Raw genomic sequence first — 23,347 nt, forward strand, 5'->3', positions numbered from 1 at the left:
CAAGGCCCTTTGTCATGCGGGCTGAAGCCGTGGGGACTACACCGACTGCATGATGCGGCGGTACCACTCGTGGAAGTGCTGCATGCCGTCTTCCATGGGCGACTGGTAGGGACCGGTCTCGTTCACGCCGCGCAGCATCAACGCCTTGCGGCCGGCATCCATGCGTTCGGCGATCTCGTCGTCCTCGATGGCCGTTTCCATGTAGGCCGCGCGCTGCGCCTCGACGAACTCGCGCTCAAACGCAGCGATTTCCTCGGGGTAGTAGAACTCGACCACGTTGACCGTTTCCTGCGGGCCCTTCGGGTACAGCGTGGACAGCACCAGCACGTGCGGATAGAGCTCGATCATGTGGGTCGGGAAGTACGTGACCCACACGGCGCCGAAGTCGGGGGCGTCGCCTTCGCGGAACGACAGCAGGCGGTCGTGCCACTGCTTGTACACGTCCGAACCCGGCTGCGCCAGCGCGTTGTGCACGCCCACCTTCTGCAGGCTGTACCAGTCGTTGAACTCCCAGGTCAGGTCGTCGCAGGTGACGAAGCGCCCCAGTCCGGGATGGAACGGGCCGACGTGGTAGTCCTCGAGGTAGACCTCGATGAAGGTCTTCCAGTTGTAGTTGCACTGATGCACTTCAACGTGATCCAGCACGTAGTCGCCGAAGTCGAACTCGGGGCGCCCGAACAGTGGCGCCATGTCGGCAGCCGGGTCGCGCGGGCCTTCGAAGAGCAGCCCGTGGCAATCGCGCAGGCGGAACTTCTGCAGGTTCATGCAGGGCGTGGTTTCGAACTGCGGCGCGCCCAACAACTCGCCTTGGTTGTTGTACGTCCAGCGGTGCAGCGGGCAGACGATGTTGCCGCCGGTTGCCTTCAGGTTGCCGTGCGTGTTGCAGTTGCCGGCCACGTTGCCGGCTTCGCCACCAAGCATCAATGCCTGACGGTGACGGCAGACATTTGAGATGAGTTCGACGCCATGCTGGTTGCGAACCAGCGAGCGCCCTCCGTTTTCCTGGACCAACGTACGCCAATCCCCGATTTCGGGCACCAATTTCTGGTGGCCGACGTACAGCGAGGATTGCTTGAAAATGAGTTCTTGCTCGCGGGCAAAGAGGGCTTCGTCAAAATAAGCGCTGACGGGTAGCTGGGTGCGAGCTGGCACGACATGTGCCATCCGACCGATGTCGGTCATGATTCCCTCCGCTCGGATAAAAAAGCCAGGACGGTTTGAGCCTTGCCAGGCGCTTTTGTTCAAGTCCAGGTCCCTCGCGGTGTTTGCCGGGGGCCTTGTTCGTGAATTCGAGCCTGGTTGAATCCGTACTGGCGCGAAGAAAAATCGGTGTCTGGCCGATCAAATAAGCCGTGAATTGTACCCCAAGGGCTTGTACGACGCCCGTGGCAAAAGGGCAGGCCATTCGCGTGAATCCCGGGGTGGGTTTGACCGCGCGCAAACCGCGATTAACCCTTTATTCCGTAGGTCTTTCAGACGAGCCGGCGGGTGGCCGGATGACGCCTGAGCAACCAGCTGCTGGCGGCCGACAAGGCGAACACCATCATCGTCAGGAGCGGCACCACCCACGCATCGCGGTCCTGGCCCGAAAAAGCCCCGACGCGGCGCGCGACATCCAGGAAGACGGGATGGATGAGATAGACGCCAAACGTCAACGGGGCCAGCGCTGCAAGCCTTGGCAATCGCGGCGAGGACACGATCCATTGGAACGCAGCCAGCGACATGAACGGCACCGTCAGGCTGAAGTAGTCGTAGAAGTAGGTGTCCAGCACGTGGCCGTTGGACATGACGGTCACGCCCAACGCGGTCGCGGCCACGGTGGCGGCCAGCATCAGGCCCGGGCGCGGAACGCGCATCTCGCCATCGAAGATCAGACGGCCCGCGACGAAGTAGCCCAGGTAAGGCAGGAACCACGTCAGGAAAAAGCCATGCGGCGCGCCGAGCGCGCGGCGGTACAGGGCGTCAAGAATCGCCACGCCCAGGATGCCGACGACCCACAGCGCGCGCGCCTTCGGCGTGCTGCGCACATACAGCACGCGGACCAGCGGCGCGAACAGGTACAGGCCCACGATCATGTACAGGTACCAGAGGTGGTAGTAAGGCTCGCCCTGCGCGACCTTGCGCGGCCAGAACGAAAAATCGATGCGGCCGTCGTCCCACCAGTCCAGCCCCGTGCGCCATGCCAGGTAGAAGAGCGTCCAGAACAGCAGCGGGGCTAGGATGCGCGCAAGACGGCGGCTGTAGAAGCGCCGCGCGTCCTGGGGCTTGTCGGGGTCGAGCAGCAGGGCGCCGCTCACCATCACGAAGACGGGCACGCACCAGCGTGCGGCGGAGTCGTACAGATTGGCGGCCAGCCATGCGCCGCGGCCGTGGGCGGCGGGATCGCTGACGATGAGTGCGGCGCTGTGCAGCAGAACGACGGCCAGCGCAGCCAGCCAGCGGGCTGAGTCCAGGCGGGCGTATCGGTCTTCGGTCTGAGGCATCGGGCTCCCGGAATGGTTCGGCGACTGCGCCTTACCTTAGCAGCGACGTGACGCCGATTTCTGTATCCAGGGGTTAGGCCGCGCGTAAAAAACCGACAGGGCCGTGAGGGCGCTGTCGGGGGGAAAGGCATGCTCGCGGCAGGGCCGCGGGCACGCCGGTCGCGGGCCGGCACTCCGCGAACGTTTTGTCACGAAACCGGCGTGAAGGCAGGCTTACTGCAGGACGATGTTGGCCTGCTTGATGAGCTGCGACACGATGGGCTGCTCGGTCTTGATCTGCTTGTCCAGCTCGGCCGCCGTGCCCGAACGCGGGTCGATGCCCATGTCCAGCAGGCGCTTTTTCACCGCTTCGTCCTTCAGCGTTTCGGTCAGCGCGGCCTGCAGGCGCTCGACAACGGGTGCCGGCGTGCCCTTGGGGGCCACGAAGCTGAACCACGCGGTCATGTCGAACGCGGGATAGCCTTGCTCGGCCAGCGTGCTCACGTTGGGCTCGGTCGCCAGGCGCGTGGGGCTCGTGATTGCAAAGACCTTGACCTTGCCGGCGTCAGCCTGCGGCATGCCGGTCGCCACCATGTCGAAGAACAGGTCCACGTCGCCGCTGATCAGGGCGGGCAGGGCCTGCGTGGCGCCCTTGAAGGGCACGTGCAGGATGTCGATGCCGGCGCGTTCCTTGAAGAGTTCGCCGGCCAGGTGCGACGACGTGCCCGGGCCGAAGGTCGCGAACGTCAGCTTGCCCGGATTCTGCTTGGCGTACGCCACCACGTCCTGCGTGCTGTTGAACGGCCGCTTGGGCGAGGACAGCAGAACCAGCGGGCCGACGCCCACCATGCCGATCTTGGCGAAGCTGTCCGGGTCGTAGGGCAGTTCCTTGTAGAGATAGCGGTTGGTCACCAGCGTCGAGTTGGTGGCCATGAGGATGGTGTAGCCGTCCGGCGCTTCGCGTGAGACATAGGCCGCGCCAATCGACGTGCCTGCGCCGGCCTTGTTTTCCACGATCATGGATTGGCCCAGGTTCTTGGCCATCCGCTCGGCCAGGACGCGCGTCAGCACGTCGGTGGCGCCGCCCGCCGGGAAGGGCGAGATCACCTTGATCGGGCGGGACGGATACGTATCGGCCTGGGCGCCCAGCGCGGCGGCGCTGAGCACCAGGGTGGCGAGCAGTTTGAAGCTGTTGCGAATCATGTTTTCCCCTTGAAGTCGCATGGTCAGAGTGGATCGCCGGGCCTGGCTTGGCTGACGCGCATATCGTTCACGACGTCGCTTGCCAGGTCTCCTTGGATGTTTTAAATTCCGGAATATGGAATTTAATTCTGTCTTTCGAAATAAACTATAAAAACGAAGCGTATATAAATGCAACCGTTTTCTGGCGCCAAGCGCATCACCCTCCCGCCGTCCAAGCCAGACCAGAAGCTTGAACTGAGCCTGCCCGCCCGCCGCAAGCGGGCCGCCGGCGCGGGCGAGGGCGCCAATTCCCCTGACTTCATCACGGCGCTGGCGCGCGGCCTGGACGTGCTGCGGTGCTTCCGCCACGGCGTGGCCGCGCTGGGCAACCTGGATCTGGCGTGCCTGACCGGCCTGCCCAAGCCCACCATCAGCCGGATCACCTACACGCTCACGGAACTGGGTTACCTGCGCTATCACCCCGACACCGGCAAGTATTCGCCCGGCTATGGCGTGCTGGCGCTGGGATTCGGCCTGCTTGCCGGCCTGGAAGTGCGCGAACTGGCCAAGGCGTCCATGACCGATCTGGCGCGCGAGACCGGCGGCGCGGTGGCGCTGGGCGCTTTCGACGGCGACGCCATGACCTACGTCGAAGCGATCCACGGCTCGTCCGCGCTGTACCTGCGCCTGCCCGTGGGCTACCGCGCCACGCTGGACAGCGCCATGGGACGTGCGTACCTGGCCAGTCTGCCCGAAGACGAGTGCGACGCCGTCCTCGCGCGCCTGGACCAGGCGGCGCCGGCGCCCGAGGCCATCGCGCGGGCGCGCGCCGAACTGGCGCAGGCCGGCTGCTGCTGCGCCATCGGCGAATGGCAATCCGGCATCAATGCCGTGGCCGTGCCGTTCACGTCCATCACGGGCGAAGGCGTCTTCGTCATGAGCTGCGGCGGGCCGGCCAGCTTGCTGGAGGCTTCGCATCTTCGGGATCACGTCGCCCCGGCGCTCCTGGCGGCGGTGGCGGGCCTGGCGGGCACGCAGGCCTAGGGCATGGGACGCATCCGGGCCGCGTCTGGCTATCTCGTACAATTCACGGATTAATCCACCCCCAAGTGCCCCGGAGGCCCGTTTGGCCAAACCCACTCAAGCTGATCCGCAGAACGACGATCGTCCCTTGCCCCAGGATTTCGAAACGGCGCTGGCCGAACTGGAATCACTGGTCGCGGCCATGGAAGACGGATCGCTGCCGCTCGAGCAATCGCTGGCTGCCTACCGGCGCGGCGTGGCGCTCACGCGGGTGTGCCAGGATCGCCTGGCGCAGGCCGAGCAGCAGGTCAAGGTCCTCGAGGGCGGCCTGCTGCGGCCGCTGGATCCCGCGGCGCTGGACGACGAATAAGACACCGATGAAGCAAACTCAACTCGCATTTTCCGAGTGGTTGCAAGGCCGTGCGCGCCACGTCGAAGACGTGCTCGACGACCTGCTGCCCCCGGCGGATCAGGCGCCTGCCCGCTTGCATGAAGCCATGCGCTACGCCGTGCTCGGCGGCGGCAAGCGCGTGCGCGCCGCCCTGGTCTATGCCGCCGGACAGGCCTGCCCCGTCAGCGGCAGCGTGCTTGCCATCGAGGCCTCGCTGGACCGCGCGGCCGCAGCCGTCGAACTGATCCACGCCTACTCGCTGATCCACGACGATCTGCCCTGCATGGACGACGACACGCTGCGCCGTGGCCGTCCCACCACGCACGTGCAGTTCGACGAAGCCACCGCCATGCTGGCGGGCGACGCGCTGCAGCCGCTGGCATTCGAACTGATCGCGTCCATGCCGATCGCCCCGGCGTTGATCGTCCAGGCCACCCAGTCGCTGGCCCGCTCGGCCGGCAGTCAGGGTATGGCGGGCGGGCAGGCGATCGACCTGTTCAGCGTCGGCCGCTCGCTGTCGCGCGATGAACTGCAGATGATGCACGGCATGAAGACCGGCGCCATGCTGGCATGCAGCGTGGCGTTGGGCGGCATCGTGGCGGGCGCCAGCTCGGCATCGCGCCAGGCGCTGGACGCCTACGCGCAGGCCATGGGCCTGGCGTTCCAGGTGGTCGACGATATTCTTGACGTCACCGCGGACAGCGCCAGCCTGGGCAAGACGCCGGGCAAGGACGCCGCCGAAAACAAGCCTACGTACGTGTCCCTGCTGGGCCTGGACGAAGCCCGGGCCTTTGCCGAGGAACTGCGCGTGGCGGCGCTGGCCGCCCTGGCGCCGCTGGGCGACGCCGGCGCGCGTCTGGCCCAGCTCGCCGACTTCATCGTTCTTCGAGACCGCTGATCCGAGATCAGCCCGGCCTTCTTGGTAGGCCGGGCCAACGAACCCCATAAAAGCATGACGACAGATTTACTGGACCGTATTCAATCGCCGGCTGACCTAAAGCGCCTGGATCGCCGCGAACTGAAAAAGCTTGCCGATGAACTGCGCGGCTTTGTGCTGGAGTCGGTGTCCAAAACGGGCGGACACCTGTCGTCCAACCTGGGCACCGTCGAACTCACGCTGGCGCTGCACCAGGTGTTCGACACGCCGCACGACCGCATCGTGTGGGACGTGGGTCATCAGTCCTATCCTCACAAGATCCTGACGGGACGCCGCGCCGGCATGGCCAAGCTGCGCCAGCAAGGTGGCATTTCGGGCTTCCCGAAGCGCAGCGAATCCGAGTACGACGCCTTCGGCACCGCGCATTCGTCCACGTCGATCTCCGCGGCCCTGGGCATGGCGGTGGCCTCGCGCAATGCGGGCGAACAGCGCCAGCACATTGCCGTGATCGGCGACGGCGCCATGTCCGCGGGCATGGCGTTCGAGGCCATGAACAACGCGGGCGTCACGCCCGACATCAACCTGCTGGTGATCCTGAACGACAACGACATGTCGATCTCGCCGCCGGTGGGGGCGCTGAACCGCTATCTGGCGCGCCTGATGTCCGGACGCTTCTACGCCACGGCCAAGAACGTGGGGCGGGCGGTGCTGCAGCACGTGCCGCCGGTGCTTGAGCTGGCGCGCCGCTTCGAGGAGCACGCCAAGGGTATGGTCACGCCCGCCACGCTGTTCGAAGAGTTCGGCTTCAACTACGTTGGCCCCATCGATGGCCATGACCTGGACGCGCTGGTTCCCACGCTGCAGAACCTGAAAGCCCTCGAAGGCCTGCAGTTCCTGCACGTCGTCACGCGCAAGGGCCAGGGCTACAAGCTGGCCGAAGCCGATCCCGTGCTTTATCACGGTCCCGGCAAGTTCGATCCGGCGGTCGGCATCCAGCAATCGAAGGCGCCGGGCAAGCGCACCTTCACGCAGGTGTTCGGCACGTGGCTGTGCGACACGGCGCAGCAGGATGCGCGCCTTGTGGCCGTCACGCCCGCCATGCGCGAAGGCAGCGGCCTGGTCGAATTCGAACAGCGCTTCCCGCAGCGGTATTTCGACGTGGGCATTGCCGAACAGCATGCCGTCACGTTCGCCGCGGGCGTGGCCTGCGAAGGCCAGAAGCCGGTCGTCGCCATCTATTCCACCTTCATGCAACGCGGCTACGATCAGTTCATCCATGACGTCGCCCTGCAGAACCTGGACGTCACGTTTGCGCTGGACCGCGCCGGCATCGTGGGCGCCGACGGCGCCACGCACGCCGGCAATTACGACATCGCCTTCCTGCGCTGCGTGCCGAACATGGTGGTGGCCACGCCTTCCGACGAAAACGAAACCCGCCTGCTTCTGTCGACCTGTTATCAGCACCCCGGGCCGGCATCGGTGCGTTACCCGCGCGGCGCGGGCTGCGGCGCGGCTGAAAGTCAGAGCCTCGATACCGTTGAACTGGGCAAGGGCGTCGTCCGCCGCGAAGGCAAGAAGATCGCCATCCTGGGCTTTGGCACGCTGGTGCAGGCTGCGCTGGGCGCCGCCGGCAAGCTGGATGCCACCGTCGCCGACATGCGCTTTGCCAAGCCGATCGACCGCGACCTGATCCTGGATCTGGCCAGCCGCCACGACGCGCTCGTCACCCTGGAAGACGCCTGCATCATGGGCGGCGCAGGCAGCGCGGTACTCGAGGTGCTGAGCGCCGCCGGCGTCCTGATTCCGGTGCTGCAGCTTGGCCTGCCGGATGAATTCATCGACCACGGCGAGCAATCGGCCCTGCTGGTGGGGCTGGGTCTGGATGCCGCGGGCATCGAGCAGTCGATCCGCACGCGCTACGCCGACCTGTTGAAGTGATCCGGCCGACCTGATTCCGGCTGGTCCTTGCGGCCGAGGACATGCGTCTTCGGACGCAAGGATGAAACACACTGTTCCGGCCCCGCCCGCATGGCGCCGTGGGGTTACCCCTTCTCATTGCGCGTGGCTGGGCGATAATTAGCCCCTTCTCAAGACAACTGGGCCAGCACGTTGCGCCATGGCGGGCCGGCCCGGACAGGTAAGCCGAAATGAATTCTCCGATCGACCCCGCCATCGTGATGCCCGACGTCCAGAGCGCCACCGACACGCGGCATATTCCGATCCAGCGCGTTGGCATCCGCGGCGTGCGTCATCCCATGCTGGTCCAGAGCGGCGACGGCTCGGCGCAAGGCACGGTGGCCAGCTGGACGCTGACCGTGGCCCTGCCGCCCGAAGAAAAGGGCACGCACATGTCCCGTTTCGTGGCCCTGCTCGAAAAATACCGCACTACGGCCATGACGCCGGCGCTGTTCCGCACCATGGCAGCCGACATGCTGCCGCTGCTGCATGCCGAGCGCGGCGACATCACGGCATCGTTCCCGTACTTCATCAACAAGTCCGCGCCGATCTCCGGCGTGCAGAGCCTGCTGGATTACGAGGTCCAGTGGATCGCGCGCGCGCAGGCCGACCGCGTCGAATTCGAGCTCGTGGTCCAGGTGCCGGTCACCAGCCTGTGCCCGTGTTCGAAGGCCATCTCCGAATACGGCGCGCACAACCAGCGTTCGCACGTCACGGTGTCGGCCATCCTGAATGAAGACATCTCGATGGACGGCGTGATCCGTCTGATCGAAGACGAAGGCTCTTGCGAACTGTGGGGCCTGCTCAAGCGCCCCGACGAAAAGTTCGTCACTGAACGCGCCTACGACAATCCCAAGTTCGTCGAGGACCTGGTGCGCGACGTGGCGGCCCGCCTGAACGCGCATCCCGGCATCGCGCGCTATCGCGTCGAGGCCGAAAACTTCGAGTCCATTCACAACCACTCGGCCTACGCCGTCGTCGAAGGCTGAACGCCCGTGCGCCACCCGGCGGCCAGCGACTGGCCGCTCATCGCCGATCTGCAGCAATGGGAAGCGCGGCTGGCCAGCAATCTGGCGAGCCGCGGCCGCTTTGGCGTGGCGCTTTACGAGTTCTTCCGCTTCGGCGTGAAGCAGGCGTGGGCGTGCCTGTTCGGCGGCCTGATGTGCGCGCTGCTGCTGGGCACGCACTGGTGGTATCCCAAGGATGCCGCGCTGGCGCGCTACGACTTCCTGACGCTCGCCGCGCTCGGCATCCAGGCCGCGCTGCTCGCGCTGCGCATGGAAACCTGGAGCGAAGCGCGCGTGATCCTGATGTTTCATGTGGTCGGCACCTGCATGGAAATCTTCAAGACCGCCGCCGGCTCGTGGATCTATCCCGAAGCCAGCGTGCTGCGCATCGGCGGTGTGCCGCTTTTCACGGGCTTCATGTACGCCGCGGTGGGCAGCTACCTGGCACGCGTGTGGCGGCTATTCGATTTCCGCTTTCGTGCGCATCCGCCGCTGGCCGCGACCGCCGTGTTGTCGGTGCTGATCTACGTGAACTTCTTCGCGCACCATTACGTGATGGACTTCCGATGGGCGCTGTTCGCCATGACCGCCGTCCTGTTCGCGCGCACGTGGGTGTATTTCCGGATCTGGCGGGTCTACCGGCGCATGCCGCTGCTGCTGGGCTTCGTGCTGGTGGCGCTGTTCATCTGGTTTGCCGAAAACATCGGCACCTTCGCCAATGCGTGGCGCTATCCCAACCAGGCGCAGGTCTGGCAGGCCGTTTCCATCGCCAAGCTGGGTTCCTGGTTCCTGCTCATGATCATCAGCTACGTCATGGTCAGCGCCGTGAACCGGCCGCGGGCGATCACCGCCGCCGACCTGCCTGCAACTGGCGGGCAGGAACCTGCCCGAAACGCGTCCCTTATTTCTTAAGCCTACGCCGGCTTGCAAGCGACCGCCCAATCGGTGATAATCGAGAGCTTTCTTGCTCGACCACCCATGGTTTTTGGGTAGCGGGCTGCCCCTTGCGGCGAAACGTCAACGATGTTGATCCACCCATGATGGAAAGCGCGGGTGCAAGACGTTTGGCCAGCAAGACATCCTCAAGGAGTTTTACTCATGCGTCACTACGAAGTAGTGTTTATTGTTCACCCCGACCAAAGCGAGCAAGTGCCCGCCATGGTCGAGCGTTACCAAGCGCTGGTCACGGGCCAAGGCGGCTCGATCCATCGCCTGGAAGACTGGGGCCGCCGTCAACTGGCCTACCCGATCCAGAAGCTCGTCAAGGCTCACTACGTCTGCCTGAACATCGAGTGCGGCCAAGCCACGCTGGATGAGCTGGAACACTCGTTCCGCTACAACGACGCCGTGCTGCGCCACCTGGTCATCAAGACCAAGAAGGCCCAGACCACCCCGTCGATCATGATGAAGTCGGTCGAGCGCGAAGAAGCCCGCAAGGCTTCGGCGGAAGCTGCTCCGGCTCAGGCCGAGTAAGCAGGCTCACGCAGAGCTCATTGCATCAAGTCCCCTCGGTACCAGGCAGGATGAACAAGCTGGAACTCAGCGCCCGCGTTCTCGAATGCGAGCCTTTGCGCCACACACCCGCCGGTTTGCCAGCGCTGGAAATGCTGCTGGCGCACGAGTCGGAAGTCATCGAAGCCGGCCACCCGCGCCGTGTCGAACTGACGATTTCCGCCGTGGCACTGGGAGATCTGGCGCTGCTCTTGAGAAACACCGCTTTAGGGTCTGAATTGCTGGTGCAGGGGTTTTTGGCTCCCGCCCGCAAGGACTCGGTGAAGATCAAGCTGCATCTGCAGCAGGCGCGCAAGATCAGCGGAAGCGCTGGACGCGATCCGCAGGTGGCCTGAAGGCAATGAGACACAGGGTGCGAGAGCGCCTTCTGAATTCGGATAGGTTATGGGGAAGTGGGCATTGACCCCGTCCCCTCAAACATAAAGGCACATATCATGGCTTTCTTCGGAAAACGCAAAGAAAAACGCAAATTCACGCAGCAGAACCCGCTCTTCAAGCGTCGTAAGTTCTGCCGCTTCACCGCAGCCGGCGTCGAAGAGATCGACTACAAGGATCTGGACACCCTGCGCGACTTCGTGCAAGAAAACGGCAAGATCATCCCGGCTCGCCTGACCGGCACCAAGGCAATCTACCAGCGCCAGCTGGACACCGCCATCAAGCGCGCGCGCTTCCTGGCTCTGTTGCCTTACACCGACAACCACAACTAATCCGGGGCACTGAAATGCAAGTTATTCTGCTCGAAAAAGTCGTCAACCTGGGCAACCTGGGTGAAGTCGTGCGTGTGCGTGATGGCTACGCCCGCAACTTCCTGATTCCCCAGAAGAAGGCCCGTCGCGCAACCGACGCCGCCCTGAAGGAATTCGAAGCCCGCCGCGCCGAGCTGGAAAAGGTCCAGGCTGAAAAGCTGGCCGCTTCCCAAGCCCTGGGCGAGCGCCTGAACGGCTACCAGCTCAAGATCGTTCAGAAGGCCGGCGTTGACGGTCGTCTGTTCGGTTCGGTCACCAACGCCGACATCGCCGAAGGTCTGAAGAAGGCTTCGTTCGAAGCCGTCGAAAAGGCCCAAGTGCGTCTGCCCAATGGCCAACTGAAGGCCATCGGCGAGTACCCGGTCCAGGTCGCCCTGCACGCCGACGTCGTGGTCGACATCACGGTTCTGGTCGAAGGCGAACTGTCCTGATCCGGCAGTCGCGGTAAAAAGAAGCCGGCCCGCGTGCCGGCTTTTTTTCTTTTTTCAGCCATGTGCCGATGTCGTGCTGAATGGTGCGCGGCGACGCACCCTCGTTTTACGCTGTCATTCCAGAGGACCTCTTGACTCATCCGCCTGTCCATCACAACGCGCCGCCCGGCCTGCGAGCCTGGCTCGACAGCGTGGATGCGTCGCGTGAACCTTCGGTGCGGGATGTGACGATAGATGGCGTGCGCTGCATCATCAAGCGGCGCCGGCCCGGCATCCTGCAGAGCGTGAGCTATGTGCTGCGCTACGTGCGCGCCTTGTTCCTCGCCGTGGGCTGCAAGGTCTTCCTGGGCGAGTTTCCGCGTCCCAGCGTGCTGTTGCGCAACGGTCTGGCCCACGAAGGGCAGCGCCTGGCGCAGTTGCTGGAAGCAGGGTCGCGCGTCCCCGAGGTGTGGTGGCGGGAGCAGAACCTGCTGGTGCTGGAGTTCGTGGGCGAAGACCTGGCGGACCTCATCCGCAACGAAGACTCCACCTCGCGCATGTGGCTCGCGCGCGCCGCGGCGGCCGATCTGGCCGCTTTCCATGCCCGCGGCATGTGGCATGGCGGGGCGCAGATCCGCAACGTTACGCTGCGCGATGGCGAGATCTGGCGCATCGACTTCGAGGAAAACATCGGCGCGACGCTGTCGCGGCCGCTGGCGCAGGCCTATGACCTGTTCCAGATGCTGGCCTCGCTGGTGTCGCTGCGCAAGTTGGGCGATGCAGATGCGCGCACGCTGGGCAAGCTGGCGCTCGATGTCTACCTGGACTGCAATCCCGACCCCGAGGTCAGGGCCCGCTTGAAGCGCCTGGCGCGCGTGCTGTGCGGCATCGCCATGCCGCTGCGCCCCATCCTTGCCCGATTCCCCTCGCGCGACATCCAAGGGTTTTTCCGCGTCGCGGATATCCTGCAGCCGTTACTATTGAAGCCATGAACACACCCGCCGATTCCCAGCTCGAGTACCTGCGCGTCCCCCCGCATTCCATCGAGGCGGAGCAGTCAGTCCTGGGCGGACTGCTGCTGGACAACGCTGCCTGGGACCGTATCGCGGATGTGCTTCTCGAAGAAGACTTCTACCGTCACGACCACCGGCTGATCTGGCACCACATTGCGCGCCTGATTGGTCTGGCGCGCCCGGCCGACGTCATCACCGTGCACGAGTCCCTCGTCAGCGCGGGCAAGGCCGAAGAGTCCGGCGGGCTGGCTTACCTGAATGCCCTGGCGCACAACACGCCGTCGGCCGCCAACATCCGCCGGTACGGCGAGATCGTGCGCGAGCGCGCGATGCTGCGCAAGCTGGTGTCGATCGCGGACGAAATCTCGTCGGCCGCCATGAACCCGCAGGGCAAGGAAGCGCGCCAGCTGCTGGACGAGGCCGAATCCAAGGTGTTCAAGATCGCCCAGGAAGGCGCGCGCGGCGCGGCCGGCTTCCAGGAGATCCAACCGCTTCTGACGCAGGTGGTCGAGCGCATTGACGAGCTCTACCACCGCGAGAGCACGTCCGACGTGACGGGCGTGCCCACGGGCTTCACCGATCTGGACAAGATGACGTCGGGCATGCAGGGTGGCGACCTGATCATCGTGGCCGGCCGCCCGTCCATGGGCAAGACGTCGTTCTCCATGAACATCGGAGAGCACGTCGCCATCGAAGAGGGCCTGCCCGTGGCGGTGTTCTCCATGGAAATGGGCGCGGTGCAGCTCGCCATGCGTATGCTGGGTTCCGTGGGACTCCTGGACCAGCACCGCATGCGTACGGGCAAGCTGATCGCCGAAGACTGGCCGCGCGTCACGCACGCCGTGCAGCTCATGCAGGATGCGCAGGTCTACATCGACGAATCGCCGGCGCTCAGTCCCATGGAAGTGCGCGCCCGCGCGCGTCGTCTGGCGCGCCAGTGCGGCCAGCTTGGCCTCATCATCATCGACTACCTGCAGCTCATGTCCGGCAACGGTTCCGGCGAAAACCGGGCCACCGAAGTGTCGGAAATCAGCCGCTCGCTCAAGGGTCTGGCCAAAGAACTGAATTGCCCGCTGATCGCACTGTCGCAGCTCAACCGAAGCCTGGAACAGCGTCCCAACAAGCGCCCCGTCATGAGCGACCTGCGCGAATCGGGCGCAATTGAACAGGACGCGGACGTGATCCTGTTCATCTACCGCGACGAGGTCTACAACCCCGATTCGCCGGACAAGGGCACGGCCGAGATCATCATCGGCAAGCAGCGTAACGGCCCGATCGGCACGGTGCGTCTGACGTTCCAGGGTTCCAGCACGCGCTTTTTGAACTTCTCCGGCGCGCAGCCGCGGGACATGTACTGATTCCGCACATCGCCACATCAAAAAAAACCGCGCAGCCGCGCGGTTTTTTTTGTACGAGACGGCGATCAGTGCGTGGCGTCGGGGCGCTTGCCGTAGCGCGCCGCCAGTACGCCGCAGACCATGAGCTGGATCTGGTGGAACAGCATCAGCGGCAGCACCACAGCACCCACGGCGTGACCGGCGAACAGCACCTGGGCCATCGGAATACCGCTGGCCAGGCTTTTCTTCGAGCCGCAGAAGAGCAGCGTGATGCGGTCTTCGATGCTGAAGCCGAACATCCGGCCGGCCAGTGCGGACAGGCCCAGCGCCAGCGCCAGAATCACGCCGCAGCTCACGACCAGGCCGACCAGCGCGGGAATCGGGGTGCTGCTCCACAGGCCTTCATTGATGGCCTCGGAGAACGCCGTGTAGACCACCAGCAGGATCGAGCCCTGGTCCACGAACTTCAGCATGGCCTTGCGCTTGTGCACCCACGCGCCGATCCAGCGCCGCGCGAACTGGCCCAGCACGAACGGCAGGAGCAGTTGCAGCATGATCTTGCCGACGGCGTCGAACGAGATCGGCGCGCTGCCGGCGTTGGCGACGACCGTGCCGACCAGCAGGGGCGTGAGGAAGATGCCCAGCAGACTGGAGGCCGACGCGCTGCACACCGCGGCGGGCACGTTGCCGCGCGCCATGGAGGTGAACGCGATGGCCGATTGCACGGTGGCAGGCAGGCAGCACAGGAACAGGATGCCCAGGTAAAGCTCCGGGGTGACCAGCGGCTCCAGCACGGGCTGCAGCGCCAGCCCCAGCAGCGGGAACATCAGGAACGTGGCCGAGAAGATGGTCAGGTGCAGCTTCCAGTGCGTGAGGCCGGCGATGATGGCCTCGCGCGAAAGGCGCGCCCCGTGCAGGAAGAACAGCAGGCCGACGGCCACGTTGGTGATCCAGCCGAACACCACCACGCCTTGCCCATGGGCGGGCAGGAAGCTGGCGATGATGACGGTGCAGATCAGGTAGAGGGTGAAGCGGTCGGGCAGAAGTCGAACGAGGCGGGACATGGGAAGGGAGGAAGAACGGAAAAGCGGCGGCGCGGGGCGCCGGAAACGGGGCGTATTGTAGACCCGCACCGTCGCGGACCCGTCGCGAGAAGGCCGCAAGCGTCCGCGCGCTGAGGCAGTCTGCGGATCTTTACGCGCTCAAGGCGTCATCGCCAGCGCCAGATCGAACGCTTCCACCAGCGACGCGTGGTCGGCCACGCCCTGGCCGGCGATGTCGAATGCGGTGCCGTGGTCCACGCTGGTGCGCACGAACGGCAGGCCGACGGTGACGTTCACGCCGTGGTCCAGGCCCAGATACTTCACCGGGATGAGGCCCTGGTCATGGTACTGCGCCACCACGATGTCGAACTCTCCGCGGCGGGCGCGCATGAAGACGGTATCGCCCGGCCAGGGGCCGCTGGCATCGATGCCTTCCGCGCGGGCGGCAGCGATGGCCGGTTCGATGATGTCCATGTCTTCGCGGCCGAACTTGCCGCCTTCGCCCGCATGCGGATTCAGACCCGCGACGGCGACGCGCGGCTGCGCGATGCCCATCTGGCGGCAGGCGCGATCCGCAAGCCGCATCGCGGTCAATTCGGCCTGCGGCGTGATGCGCGCCATGACGTCGGCCAATGCGACGTGGATGGTCACGAGCAGCACGCGCAGCTCATTGTTGGCCAGCATCATCGCAAAGTCCTGCGTGCCGGAGCGGTCCGCCAGGATTTCGGTGTGGCCCGGATAGTCGATGCCGGCCTCGTGCATGGACTTCTTGTTCAACGGGGCGGTCACGACGGCGCGGATGTGTCCGGCAAGCGCATCGTCGATGGCCGCGCACACATAATCGTAGGCGCCGCGGCCCGCCAGGGCGCTGACCTTACCCAGCGGCAGGTCGGCGGGCAGGGTGGGGCTGCAAGCCACCACCTGGATTCCAGCGGCGTCCGGCCGGGCCTGGCTGATGTCCGCGATCTCGGTGATATCCAGGCGGGCGCCCAATTGCGTCGCCGCGCGGCGCAGCGCGCCAGCATCGCCATACACCACACAGGGCGCGCCCAATCCCTGCGCACAGGCCTTGACGACGATTTCGGGACCGATGCCGGCGGCATCGCCCATGGTGATGCCCACAGGCAGGAGAGTGTTCACAATGGTGGCCGTGGGCGCTTACTGAGCGGTGTTCTTGGGAGGATCGATGGGCGCGCATTCGAACGTGACCGTGGCGCGCTTGGAACCCAGGCCGGTGGCGTGGTTGGACGTCACGCTGGGCTTGACCAGCTTGCGGCCGAGCGACTGGCAGTGCTGGTCGGCACGCTGCAATGCCTGGTTCTTGATCTCGACCCAGCTCAGCAGTTGCGTGCCGGAACTATAGGTGACGCTGTATTGGTCCTTGTTGACGGACGTGACCTCGCTCATGCTGGAACACGCGGTCAACAGGACGAGGAGGGCGGCGGCAGGGGCAAGGCGAGCAAGCATGAAAAATCCAGGATTCGCGACAGGCCCCATTACACCACCATGTGGCGCCCGCCGGAAAGACGCGCGAGGGGCGCGAGGCGGCTCAGGGAGCGGCAACCGCGCTGCGCCGATCAATCTTGCGGCTGAGCACGATCGAGGTCTGCGTCTGATTCACGCCGTCGATGAGCCCGATACGGTCCAGCAGCGCGTCCAGTTGTTCGTGGGTCTCGCAGCGCAGGAAGATCAGGTAGTCGTAGGGACCGCTGACCGAGGACACTTCCTCGACCTCCGGCATCCGCTCCAGTTCACGGATCACGGCGGCCGGCGTCTTGGGCTGCACGCTGATGAAGCAATAGGCGCGCACCGCCGCCTCTTCGAGCAGCCGGCCCAGGCGCACGCCGTAGCCGGAAACGATGCTTTCACGTTCCAGCCGCGCGATGCGCGCCACCACGGTGGTGCGCGCCAGCCCGAGCTTGCGCGCGAGGATGGCGGCGGGTTCGCGCGCATTGGCCTGCAGAAGGCTCAGCAGTTGCCGGTCGATGGCGTCAAGTCGTTCGTTCATGCGATGAGCGATGGCGTTGAGCGGGAAGGCGAAGTGGCGACGGTACAGGCGCCTGCCTGCCCGCGTCAATGCGTTGCCGCTAGCCGTCGGACTCGGGCGGAATGCCGCCGTGATAGATGCGGCCGTCGAACTCGAAGCGCGTGATGGTCTTGTGCGCGGCATCGAAGATGCGGTCCCGGCTGGCGGCGTCCAGGCCGTCGTGGTCCGCAAAGCTGAAACGGCACAGGTCGATGTCGCTGTCATAGAACGCGCTGTGCACGAAGCGGCTGACATCCGATTCGTGCGCAAAATGGGCGAACTCGCGCAGTTGCTCCATTTCGTGGAACGAGCCGTTGCGGCTGACCAGCAGCATGCCGAACTTGCGCTCTTCGTCCGCCATCGGTTCGGGCGGCGGCGCCGCGCCATCGCCGTGCGGATCCTGGCAATCGAAATGCGCGCCGGCCTCACGCATGGCGGCCAGCACGCGTTGCCATTCCGGTTCTTCCAGCGTCAGACGGGCCATCATGTAGAACAGCCGCTGCCGGCCCAGCGTGCGAGGTTCCGGCCCGCCCACATAACTGGGCCATGGCGTCGAAGCGTCCAGTCCGGCCAGCTCGGCCATTCTGCTGTCAGAATAGCCCAGCCTGTCTTGCAGCCGTTGCAGCGACTGGGCGCTTGGCGGGACATAGTTCTGGATCGTTTTCATGTGCGCGCTCCGGTTGAGCCGGGCGCCCGGAGACAGCGCCGGCGGCGTGCGCCGCGGTGCCTCTTGCGGCTACGCTTCATGCTAGCGCCGCGTCCGGTGCTTGCCTAGCCGCGGCAGGGGAGGCGCGCCGCTTGCTGTCAGCCCTGGCGCGCCCGGCCGCCATGCTAGGATTCGCGCCAGATTTCATCGCCAGGAGGCTTACATCATGGACATCCAGGAACAGATCGCCGTTGTCGTGCACACCATCTCGCATCAGGGTGGGCGCATCGACGCGCTCAATACCACGCTGCTCTCGATGCTGCATCTGGCGAAGAATTCGCCGGGCCTGCGCGAGGCCATCGAGGCGCAACTGGAGCAGAATTACTCCGGCCTGCTGGCGCGTTCCGAGAATCCGCAATACGTCGCGGGTTTCGAAAGCGTGCGTGACATGGTCCTGACCGCCCTGAAGTGATGCGCCCGGCGGCAGTTACCCACAGGTTCTGTGGACAAGCCTTGGGATAGCGCGGGCATAGATTCACAAACTCCTTCAATTACAACGGCTTGCGCGAGGCGGTCAAAAGCGGCGCCATTGCGCCGAAGCAACGCGCAACCGGCCCGCCGCCACGGCAGGCCAAGCCCGGGTAATATGCGGCCCCATGCGGAATCAGTATTCATTGGAAGGCCGGAACCGCGCCCTCGTGGCGCGCGTTTCGGAAGCGGCAAAGCTGGCGGCATTTGACCCCGGCAAGCTTTCCCCCCAGGCGAGGGAGAGCTGGGAGCGCATGGGCCATGGCTTCAAGGCCTGGCACGACTTCGACCAGCGTCACCCGATCCTGCGCCGCCTTGCAAAGCTGCCCATCATCGGCATGCTGTACCGCAATGCGCGCCGCCGCCATGTGCAGCGCGCAAACGGCAAACTGGTGTTCTGAACGCGCCCGCCGCTATTTGCGGCGGCGTGCGTAGACCTGATAGGCCAGCCACACCAGCACGCCGAGCGCCACTGCCACGGCCAGCTTGGTTTCCACGCCGTGCAGGCGTCCCAGCAGCGCTTCGATAGTCCGGCCGAAGACAAAACCCAGCAGGCTGAAGCAGAGCGCCCAGATCATGGCGGCGATGGCGTTCAGCACCAGGTAACGCAAGGCCGGCACTTTGGACACGCCCACGGCAACCGGCCCCACCGTACGCAACCCATACAGAAAGCGCAGCGCCAGTATGAATCCGTTGGGATATCGGTCGATGGCCGCCAGCGCCTTGCCGAACGCCGGCTTGGCGCGGATGCGCTGCACGTAGCGATGGTCGCGGTAGCGGCGGCCCAGCAGGAACAGCAGTTGATCCGCCATGAACGAGCCGGCAAACGCGCAGAGCATGACGTAGGGCAGATGGAACAATCCCTGGTGCGCCAGAAATCCCGCAAACACCACCACGCTTTCGCCTTCCAGGAAGGTCCCGCCCAGCACGGCCCACAGGCCATAGTCCGCGATGAATTGATGCAGTTCCGCGTTCATGCTGTCCTTTCTTCCACGATGCGCGCGAGCGTCACCAGTGCGTGCGAGATCTCCGGCGTGATGCGTTGTCCGCAACTGATGCGCAGGAAGTGGTTGTAGCGGGCGCCATTGGAGAACATCGCGCCGGGCGCCACGCGTATCCCTTGCCGTAGCCCGGCCTCGAAGACGTCCATGCCCGACACGCCCTCGGGCATTTCCACCCAGAGCAGCATCCCGCCTTGCGGCACGCTCAGCCGCGTGCCCCGCGGAAAATGCGCGGCGATCGCCTCGGCGGTCAGGTCGCGCTGCGTCTTCAGTTCTCGCCGCAGCCGGGCCAGATGTCGATCGTAGGCGCGCGAGCCCATGTACTCCGCCACGGCGATCTGCGCCAGTGGTTCGTTGGGCCGGCTTTGCGCGAACTTCAGCATGGCGATCCGGGCTTTCCACCGGCCGCCCAGCAGCCAGCCCAGCCGCATGCCGGGGGCCAGCGTCTTGTGCATCGACGAACAATAGATGACGTTGCCCGTGGCGTCCCAGGATTTCGCCGCGGCCAGCGGGGTGTCGTCGTCGGTCAGTGCGCCGTATGTGTCGTCTTCAATGAGCGGCACCTGCTGGCGCTCGCACAGCGCCACCAGCCGCGCCTTGTGCGCGTCGGGCATGACGCAACCGAGCGGATTCTGGAAATTCGGCACAACGACGACCGCGCGGATATTGCCGTGCGTCTGGAAGGCCAGGTCCAGCGCTTCGATCGACAGCCCGTGCTGGGGGCTGGTGGGAATCTCGAGCGCGCGCATGCCGAGGCTTTCCAGGATCTGCAGCAGACCGAAGTAGGCGGGCGATTCCACGGCGATGGTGTCGCCCGGCCGGGCTACGGCACGCAGCGCCAGATTCAGGGCCTCGATACAGCCATGCGTGACGATGACGTCGTCCGGCGTGGCATTGATGCCGTTGGCCAGCGCGCGACGGGCCAGCACGCCGCGCAGGTCAGGATGCCCTTGCGGCGGCACCGGGCTGACCAGCACCTCGGGCGACTGCCGCAGCGCGCGCGTCATCGCCTGCTTGAGCGCCTCCATGGGATAGGCCTGGGGCACCGCCGCGGCCAGCGCAAAGTTGGCGCTGACCCGGTGCGCTTCACATTTGGCGATGAAGTCCGAAACCCGGTCGTGGATGCCGACATACTGCGCCGCGCCCAGGGTCTGGCGGATGTCCGGCTCGGCCACGGGCGGAATGCTGTTGCGGCGAGGTTTCAGCACGAAGTAGCCGGAGCGGGGACGGGCCTCGATCAGGCCATCGTCCTCGAGCTGGCGGCAGGCCTGCAGCGCCGTGGACAGGCTGACGTGATGGGTGCGCACCAGCGTGCGAACCGAGGGCATGCGCTGGGCGGGGGCCAGCACGCCCGTCTGGATGGCGCGCCGGTAGTGATTGGCCAGGCGTAGGTACAGCGGTTGAGGTTCCATGCGCCGATCTTGCTCCCCGGGGTTGGACGGTGGGTAGGCACAGATGCAGGCAAAGTACACCATAACAGCCACAAAATCGACCCTCTGCATCGGTACAGAAAGCCGATTTTTGTGGCTGTTGCGCAAAGCAGGGCGCGCGTAGCCTGTGATGGTCCATTTGGAGATCATCATGACCCCGCATTCCGACCCCGCCTCGCCAGGCCTTCGCCTGGAACTACCCGCCGGCGCCAGCCGGAGTTTCGTCCTGCGCGCAGGCGCTGCCGTTGTCTGCGTCGAAGGCAGCGTGCGCGTCGAGGAAGCGGCAAGCGGCCTGGAAGCCGCAGGCGGCCTGCATCGCGTCGTACCGGCCCGGCTCAACGCGGGCGAGGTTCACGGGGTGTCCTACGGCGGCGCGGTGCGCCTCACCGCGCTGGATAGTGCGCAGGTGATCTGCCTGAATTGCACCGGGCGCCTTGGCACTGTCCTGCGCCACGTCGCCAACGTTTTTCGCGGTTTTCTGTCGAAAAGCGGAAACATTCGCGTGGGTGCGCTGCACAAGATTTCAAAATGATGTATGATTCACACATCAGACGCGGGGTGGAGCAGTCTGGCAGCTCGTCGGGCTCATAACCCGAAGGTCGTAGGTTCAAATCCTGCCCCCGCAACCAGTTTCAAGCAGTACCCGGTCTCCCGGCGGCGCATTTCAAGTGCACCCGCCAAGACCGCAGTAAAAAAGGCCGCGACATTGTCGCGGCTTTTTTTTCGCCTGGCGATTGCGCTGGGTCATGCCCGGTTCGCGTCCGGAGTTTCCCGGGTGTCCGCGGCCGCACACGGCCGCAACCCTGCGCTACCATGGGCCACGCGCGCTACATTGCCGCACAGAAGGAGTGTCCATGGGAACCGCAAAATACGATCATCCCGGCTACGTTGCTGATACGGGCGCTGAGGGCAAGTACCACGTGGGCATCTGGTGCCCGCACGGGTATCCCGCCCACATCCATATCGGCCGTCCGGCCGACCGCGGCGATCCCTCTGCCTTGCTGAGGCTGCGCATCCCCGACGGCGTGTTCCAGTCGCTGCCGGACGATCCCGAAACTCTGTGCCGCCGCGCACTGGGTCAGGCGCTAGATGCCGGCCTGCTGCGCAGCGTCGCGGTCGACGGCGAGTACCAGGAACTGCGTTTTCAGCTCGATGCCGAGCCCTGGTCCGGCCCCATGCATGCGGCCGAGCGCGCCTGACACGATCCCCAGAACGCGGCAGTTACCCACAGGGATTGTGGAAAACCCTTGGGATAGCTGCTGCGTATATCGGATTTTTCCAGCAAAAACATAGGCTTGGCGCCTGCGGTCAAGAAATGGCCGCTGCGAGCCATTCGGGATAATGGAACGCGCAGATGCGACGCGCGCTCGTGGGAAGCGCCCTGACGCCGTGAGACAATCTGCGTCCCGTGGCTGCACCGTCCTTTCGTCCCTTTTCCTTCCGACTTCTCCCGCATGCTTTCCGCCTTTTCCCGCTCGCGTCCCGTCATGAAGGCGACGACGCCATGAGCCTGTCCGCCAAACGCGTTGCCGTCATCGGGGGCGGCCCCGCCGGTCTCATGACGGCGGAAAGGCTGAGCGAAGCCGGGGCGCAGGTGGACGTCTTCGACGCCATGCCCTCGGTGGGACGCAAATTCCTGATGGCGGGACGGGGCGGCCTGAACTTGACGCACAGCGAGCCCGCCGAGCCTTTCCTTGCCCGCTTTGGCGACGGCGCCCCGTTCGTGCAGCCATGGCTGCAGACGATGGACGGCGCCGGTCTGCGCGATTGGGCGCATGCGTTGGGCATCCAGACATTCGTGGGCTCGTCGGGGCGGGTGTTTCCGCAGGAGATGAAGGCGGCGCCGCTGTTGCGGGCCTGGCTTGCCCGGCTGCGCGGACAGGGCGTGCGCTTTCATATGCGGCATCGCTGGCTTGGCTGGCGTGGCGACAATCCCGGTGTGGACTTGCTGCGCTTTGCGACGCCCGACGGTGAAGCGCGCCATTCAGCGGATGCGGTCGTGCTGGCGCTGGGCGGCGGCAGTTGGGCCAAACTGGGATCCGATGGCGCCTGGGTGCCGGATCTGCAGGCGCACGGCGTGCCGGTTGCGCCATTGCGGCCCGCCAACTGCGGGTTCGACGTTGACTGGTCCGATCATTTTCGCAGCCGCTTTGCCGGCCAGCCGGTCAAGTCTGTGGCCATGTCCTGCGGCGGGCCTGGCCGTCAGGGCGAATTCGTCGTGTCCGAGACAGGCATAGAAGGCAGTCTCGTCTATGCACTGTCCGCAAGCCTGCGCGACCGGATCGAGGCCGATGGCAGCGCCGTGGCCATGCTGGATCTTGCACCGGACTGGCCGCACGCAAAGGTGATGGCGGCGGTGACGCATCCGCGCGGCGCCCGCTCGATGTCAAGCCATCTGCAAAGCCGGCTGGGACTGACGGGGGTGAAGGCGGGCTTGCTGCGGGAATGCGCCAGCGCCGAAGACTTCAAGGACCCCGAGCGCCTCGGTCAGCGGATCAAGGCCTTGCCGTTGACGCTGCGGCGAGCTCGCCCGATCGACGAAGCGATCAGCACGGCGGGCGGGGTGGCGTTCCAGGGACTGACGGCCGGGCTGATGCTCAAAGCCGTGCCCGGCGTTTTCTGTGTGGGGGAAATGCTGGATTGGGAGGCGCCGACGGGCGGCTACCTGCTGACCGCCTGCATGGCCAGCGGCGCATGCGGCGCGGCCGGCGTGATTGATTTTTTGAAGGGACAGGCTTGAAAGGTCTGTCCTGAACT

At 65.3% G+C, this 23,347-nt stretch carries 27 protein-coding genes and 1 tRNA gene; 18 read left to right on the forward strand and 10 right to left on the reverse strand.

The window, feature by feature from the left end; translation table 11 throughout:
• Positions 1-36: 36 nt before the first annotated feature.
• The 3 genes from AC6CIE_RS12445 to AC6CIE_RS12455 all read right to left on the reverse strand — a co-directional run bounded on the left by AC6CIE_RS12445 (position 37) and on the right by AC6CIE_RS12455 (position 3,665).
• Complete coding sequence (locus AC6CIE_RS12445; protein ID WP_175124670.1) at positions 37-1,182, reverse strand: aromatic ring-hydroxylating oxygenase subunit alpha; 1,146 nt, start codon at positions 1,180-1,182, stop codon at positions 37-39.
• A gap of 290 nt (positions 1,183-1,472) precedes the next feature.
• Entirely contained in the window at positions 1,473-2,483 is a 1,011-nt protein-coding gene (locus AC6CIE_RS12450; RefSeq protein WP_175138797.1) for an acyltransferase, read from the reverse strand.
• Between the two features lie 213 nt (positions 2,484-2,696).
• The gene (locus tag AC6CIE_RS12455; protein WP_175124668.1) at positions 2,697-3,665 is read right to left on the reverse strand and encodes a Bug family tripartite tricarboxylate transporter substrate binding protein; all 969 of its coding nucleotides are present in this window, start codon (positions 3,663-3,665) and stop codon (positions 2,697-2,699) included.
• A gap of 168 nt (positions 3,666-3,833) precedes the next feature.
• Here AC6CIE_RS12455 and AC6CIE_RS12460 point away from each other — a divergent pair, with 168 nt between their 5' ends.
• The 12 genes from AC6CIE_RS12460 to AC6CIE_RS12515 all read left to right on the forward strand — a co-directional run bounded on the left by AC6CIE_RS12460 (position 3,834) and on the right by AC6CIE_RS12515 (position 13,937).
• Complete coding sequence (locus AC6CIE_RS12460) at positions 3,834-4,688, forward strand: IclR family transcriptional regulator (RefSeq protein ID WP_498092319.1); 855 nt, start codon at positions 3,834-3,836, stop codon at positions 4,686-4,688.
• An 82-nt stretch (positions 4,689-4,770) separates the two neighbouring features.
• Positions 4,771-5,037 (forward strand): exodeoxyribonuclease VII small subunit, encoded by a 267-nt coding sequence (locus AC6CIE_RS12465; RefSeq protein ID WP_056567431.1) that lies wholly within the window; start codon positions 4,771-4,773, stop codon positions 5,035-5,037.
• A gap of 7 nt (positions 5,038-5,044) precedes the next feature.
• Positions 5,045-5,956 carry a polyprenyl synthetase family protein gene (locus tag AC6CIE_RS12470; RefSeq protein WP_175138796.1) on the forward strand — a complete coding sequence of 304 codons (912 nt, stop codon included), beginning with the start codon at positions 5,045-5,047 and terminating at the stop codon, positions 5,954-5,956.
• Between the two features lie 54 nt (positions 5,957-6,010).
• Positions 6,011-7,873 (forward strand): 1-deoxy-D-xylulose-5-phosphate synthase, encoded by a 1,863-nt coding sequence (gene dxs / locus AC6CIE_RS12475; protein ID WP_218345111.1) that lies wholly within the window; start codon positions 6,011-6,013, stop codon positions 7,871-7,873.
• Between the two features lie 209 nt (positions 7,874-8,082).
• Positions 8,083-8,880: a GTP cyclohydrolase FolE2 gene (folE2, locus tag AC6CIE_RS12480; protein WP_175124663.1), complete on the forward strand. Its 798-nt coding sequence runs from the start codon at positions 8,083-8,085 to the stop codon at positions 8,878-8,880.
• Positions 8,881-8,886: 6 nt separating this feature from the next.
• Complete coding sequence (locus AC6CIE_RS12485; protein WP_498092320.1) at positions 8,887-9,810, forward strand: DUF817 domain-containing protein; 924 nt, start codon at positions 8,887-8,889, stop codon at positions 9,808-9,810.
• Between the two features lie 186 nt (positions 9,811-9,996).
• Complete coding sequence (rpsF, locus tag AC6CIE_RS12490; RefSeq protein ID WP_056322467.1) at positions 9,997-10,371, forward strand: 30S ribosomal protein S6; 375 nt, start codon at positions 9,997-9,999, stop codon at positions 10,369-10,371.
• Between the two features lie 50 nt (positions 10,372-10,421).
• On the forward strand, positions 10,422-10,745 hold the full coding sequence (gene priB / locus AC6CIE_RS12495; RefSeq protein ID WP_175124661.1) for a primosomal replication protein N: 324 nt from the start codon (positions 10,422-10,424) through the stop codon (positions 10,743-10,745).
• Between the two features lie 99 nt (positions 10,746-10,844).
• Positions 10,845-11,117 carry a 30S ribosomal protein S18 gene (rpsR, locus tag AC6CIE_RS12500; RefSeq protein ID WP_006218308.1) on the forward strand — a complete coding sequence of 91 codons (273 nt, stop codon included), beginning with the start codon at positions 10,845-10,847 and terminating at the stop codon, positions 11,115-11,117.
• A 14-nt stretch (positions 11,118-11,131) separates the two neighbouring features.
• Entirely contained in the window at positions 11,132-11,587 is a 456-nt protein-coding gene (gene rplI / locus AC6CIE_RS12505; protein WP_175124660.1) for a 50S ribosomal protein L9, read from the forward strand.
• 131 nt (positions 11,588-11,718) lie between these two features.
• Positions 11,719-12,558, forward strand: coding sequence for an RIO1 family regulatory kinase/ATPase domain-containing protein (locus AC6CIE_RS12510; RefSeq protein WP_175124659.1), 840 nt, complete (start codon positions 11,719-11,721; stop codon positions 12,556-12,558).
• Positions 12,555-13,937 (forward strand): replicative DNA helicase, encoded by a 1,383-nt coding sequence (locus tag AC6CIE_RS12515; protein WP_056322477.1) that lies wholly within the window; start codon positions 12,555-12,557, stop codon positions 13,935-13,937. Before AC6CIE_RS12510 ends, AC6CIE_RS12515 begins: the two co-directional genes overlap by 4 nt.
• Positions 13,938-14,002: 65 nt before the next feature.
• Here the strand turns inward: AC6CIE_RS12515 and AC6CIE_RS12520 are convergent, their stop codons facing one another.
• The 5 genes from AC6CIE_RS12520 to AC6CIE_RS12540 form a co-directional block, all read right to left on the reverse strand.
• Positions 14,003-14,980, reverse strand: a complete 978-nt coding sequence (locus AC6CIE_RS12520; RefSeq protein WP_175124658.1) for a bile acid:sodium symporter family protein — start codon at positions 14,978-14,980, stop codon at positions 14,003-14,005.
• Positions 14,981-15,118: 138 nt separating this feature from the next.
• Entirely contained in the window at positions 15,119-16,099 is a 981-nt protein-coding gene (pdxA, locus tag AC6CIE_RS12525; RefSeq protein WP_498092321.1) for a 4-hydroxythreonine-4-phosphate dehydrogenase PdxA, read from the reverse strand.
• An 18-nt stretch (positions 16,100-16,117) separates the two neighbouring features.
• Positions 16,118-16,426 (reverse strand): hypothetical protein, encoded by a 309-nt coding sequence (locus tag AC6CIE_RS12530; protein ID WP_175138789.1) that lies wholly within the window; start codon positions 16,424-16,426, stop codon positions 16,118-16,120.
• An 82-nt stretch (positions 16,427-16,508) separates the two neighbouring features.
• Complete coding sequence (locus AC6CIE_RS12535) at positions 16,509-16,967, reverse strand: Lrp/AsnC family transcriptional regulator (RefSeq protein ID WP_498092322.1); 459 nt, start codon at positions 16,965-16,967, stop codon at positions 16,509-16,511.
• Between the two features lie 79 nt (positions 16,968-17,046).
• A complete protein-coding gene (locus AC6CIE_RS12540) occupies positions 17,047-17,652 on the reverse strand; it encodes a hypothetical protein (protein ID WP_498092323.1) in 606 nt (201 codons plus the stop codon).
• Positions 17,653-17,857: 205 nt separating this feature from the next.
• On the opposite strand from AC6CIE_RS12540, the gene AC6CIE_RS12545 reads away from it, so the two are divergent.
• Together AC6CIE_RS12545 and AC6CIE_RS12550 are read left to right on the forward strand one after the other, a co-directional pair.
• Entirely contained in the window at positions 17,858-18,103 is a 246-nt protein-coding gene (locus tag AC6CIE_RS12545; RefSeq protein ID WP_056567399.1) for a hypothetical protein, read from the forward strand.
• 226 nt (positions 18,104-18,329) lie between these two features.
• Positions 18,330-18,560 (forward strand): hypothetical protein, encoded by a 231-nt coding sequence (locus AC6CIE_RS12550; protein ID WP_498092324.1) that lies wholly within the window; start codon positions 18,330-18,332, stop codon positions 18,558-18,560.
• Positions 18,561-18,572: 12 nt separating this feature from the next.
• Here AC6CIE_RS12550 and AC6CIE_RS12555 read toward each other — a convergent pair whose 3' ends face one another.
• On the reverse strand, positions 18,573-19,136 hold the full coding sequence (locus tag AC6CIE_RS12555; RefSeq protein WP_175138786.1) for a DedA family protein: 564 nt from the start codon (positions 19,134-19,136) through the stop codon (positions 18,573-18,575).
• Complete coding sequence (locus AC6CIE_RS12560; protein ID WP_175124650.1) at positions 19,133-20,572, reverse strand: aminotransferase-like domain-containing protein; 1,440 nt, start codon at positions 20,570-20,572, stop codon at positions 19,133-19,135. The genes AC6CIE_RS12555 and AC6CIE_RS12560 overlap by 4 nt, the downstream gene beginning before the upstream one ends.
• A 157-nt stretch (positions 20,573-20,729) precedes the next feature.
• On the opposite strand from AC6CIE_RS12560, the gene AC6CIE_RS12565 reads away from it, so the two are divergent.
• From AC6CIE_RS12565 to AC6CIE_RS12580, 4 genes are all read left to right on the forward strand, one after another.
• Entirely contained in the window at positions 20,730-21,122 is a 393-nt protein-coding gene (locus AC6CIE_RS12565; RefSeq protein ID WP_498092325.1) for a hypothetical protein, read from the forward strand.
• Positions 21,123-21,142: 20 nt separating this feature from the next.
• A tRNA-Met gene (locus AC6CIE_RS12570) sits at positions 21,143-21,219 on the forward strand.
• 225 nt (positions 21,220-21,444) lie between these two features.
• A complete protein-coding gene (locus AC6CIE_RS12575) occupies positions 21,445-21,789 on the forward strand; it encodes a hypothetical protein (RefSeq protein WP_175124648.1) in 345 nt (114 codons plus the stop codon).
• Positions 21,790-22,094: 305 nt separating this feature from the next.
• Positions 22,095-23,330, forward strand: coding sequence for a TIGR03862 family flavoprotein (locus tag AC6CIE_RS12580; RefSeq protein ID WP_498092326.1), 1,236 nt, complete (start codon positions 22,095-22,097; stop codon positions 23,328-23,330).
• Positions 23,331-23,347: the final 17 nt, after the last annotated feature.

Source organism: Achromobacter sp. GQ309 (assembly GCF_059759315.1).

Bases quoted from the DNA above. Each gene is read 5' to 3' on its own strand.
- AC6CIE_RS12455 (WP_175124668.1), bottom strand. From the start codon at position 3,665: ATGATTCGCAACAGCTTCAAACTGCTCGCCACCCTGGTGCTCAGCGCC.
- rplI (WP_175124660.1), top strand. From the start codon at position 11,132: ATGCAAGTTATTCTGCTCGAAAAAGTCGTCAACCTGGGCAACCTGGGT.
- AC6CIE_RS12575 (WP_175124648.1), top strand. From the start codon at position 21,445: ATGGGAACCGCAAAATACGATCATCCCGGCTACGTTGCTGATACGGGC.
- AC6CIE_RS12555 (WP_175138786.1), bottom strand. From the start codon at position 19,136: ATGAACGCGGAACTGCATCAATTCATCGCGGACTATGGCCTGTGGGCC.
- AC6CIE_RS12515 (WP_056322477.1), top strand. From the start codon at position 12,555: ATGAACACACCCGCCGATTCCCAGCTCGAGTACCTGCGCGTCCCCCCG.
- AC6CIE_RS12535 (WP_498092322.1), bottom strand. From the start codon at position 16,967: ATGAACGAACGACTTGACGCCATCGACCGGCAACTGCTGAGCCTTCTG.
- dxs (WP_218345111.1), top strand. From the start codon at position 6,011: ATGACGACAGATTTACTGGACCGTATTCAATCGCCGGCTGACCTAAAG.
- AC6CIE_RS12520 (WP_175124658.1), bottom strand. From the start codon at position 14,980: ATGTCCCGCCTCGTTCGACTTCTGCCCGACCGCTTCACCCTCTACCTG.
- folE2 (WP_175124663.1), top strand. From the start codon at position 8,083: ATGAATTCTCCGATCGACCCCGCCATCGTGATGCCCGACGTCCAGAGC.
- priB (WP_175124661.1), top strand. From the start codon at position 10,422: ATGAACAAGCTGGAACTCAGCGCCCGCGTTCTCGAATGCGAGCCTTTG.
- rpsF (WP_056322467.1), top strand. From the start codon at position 9,997: ATGCGTCACTACGAAGTAGTGTTTATTGTTCACCCCGACCAAAGCGAG.
- AC6CIE_RS12545 (WP_056567399.1), top strand. From the start codon at position 17,858: ATGGACATCCAGGAACAGATCGCCGTTGTCGTGCACACCATCTCGCAT.
- AC6CIE_RS12540 (WP_498092323.1), bottom strand. From the start codon at position 17,652: ATGAAAACGATCCAGAACTATGTCCCGCCAAGCGCCCAGTCGCTGCAA.
- rpsR (WP_006218308.1), top strand. From the start codon at position 10,845: ATGGCTTTCTTCGGAAAACGCAAAGAAAAACGCAAATTCACGCAGCAG.
- AC6CIE_RS12580 (WP_498092326.1), top strand. From the start codon at position 22,095: ATGAGCCTGTCCGCCAAACGCGTTGCCGTCATCGGGGGCGGCCCCGCC.
- AC6CIE_RS12470 (WP_175138796.1), top strand. From the start codon at position 5,045: ATGAAGCAAACTCAACTCGCATTTTCCGAGTGGTTGCAAGGCCGTGCG.
- AC6CIE_RS12450 (WP_175138797.1), bottom strand. From the start codon at position 2,483: ATGCCTCAGACCGAAGACCGATACGCCCGCCTGGACTCAGCCCGCTGG.
- AC6CIE_RS12560 (WP_175124650.1), bottom strand. From the start codon at position 20,572: ATGGAACCTCAACCGCTGTACCTACGCCTGGCCAATCACTACCGGCGC.
- AC6CIE_RS12530 (WP_175138789.1), bottom strand. From the start codon at position 16,426: ATGCTTGCTCGCCTTGCCCCTGCCGCCGCCCTCCTCGTCCTGTTGACC.
- AC6CIE_RS12460 (WP_498092319.1), top strand. From the start codon at position 3,834: ATGCAACCGTTTTCTGGCGCCAAGCGCATCACCCTCCCGCCGTCCAAG.
- AC6CIE_RS12445 (WP_175124670.1), bottom strand. From the start codon at position 1,182: ATGACCGACATCGGTCGGATGGCACATGTCGTGCCAGCTCGCACCCAG.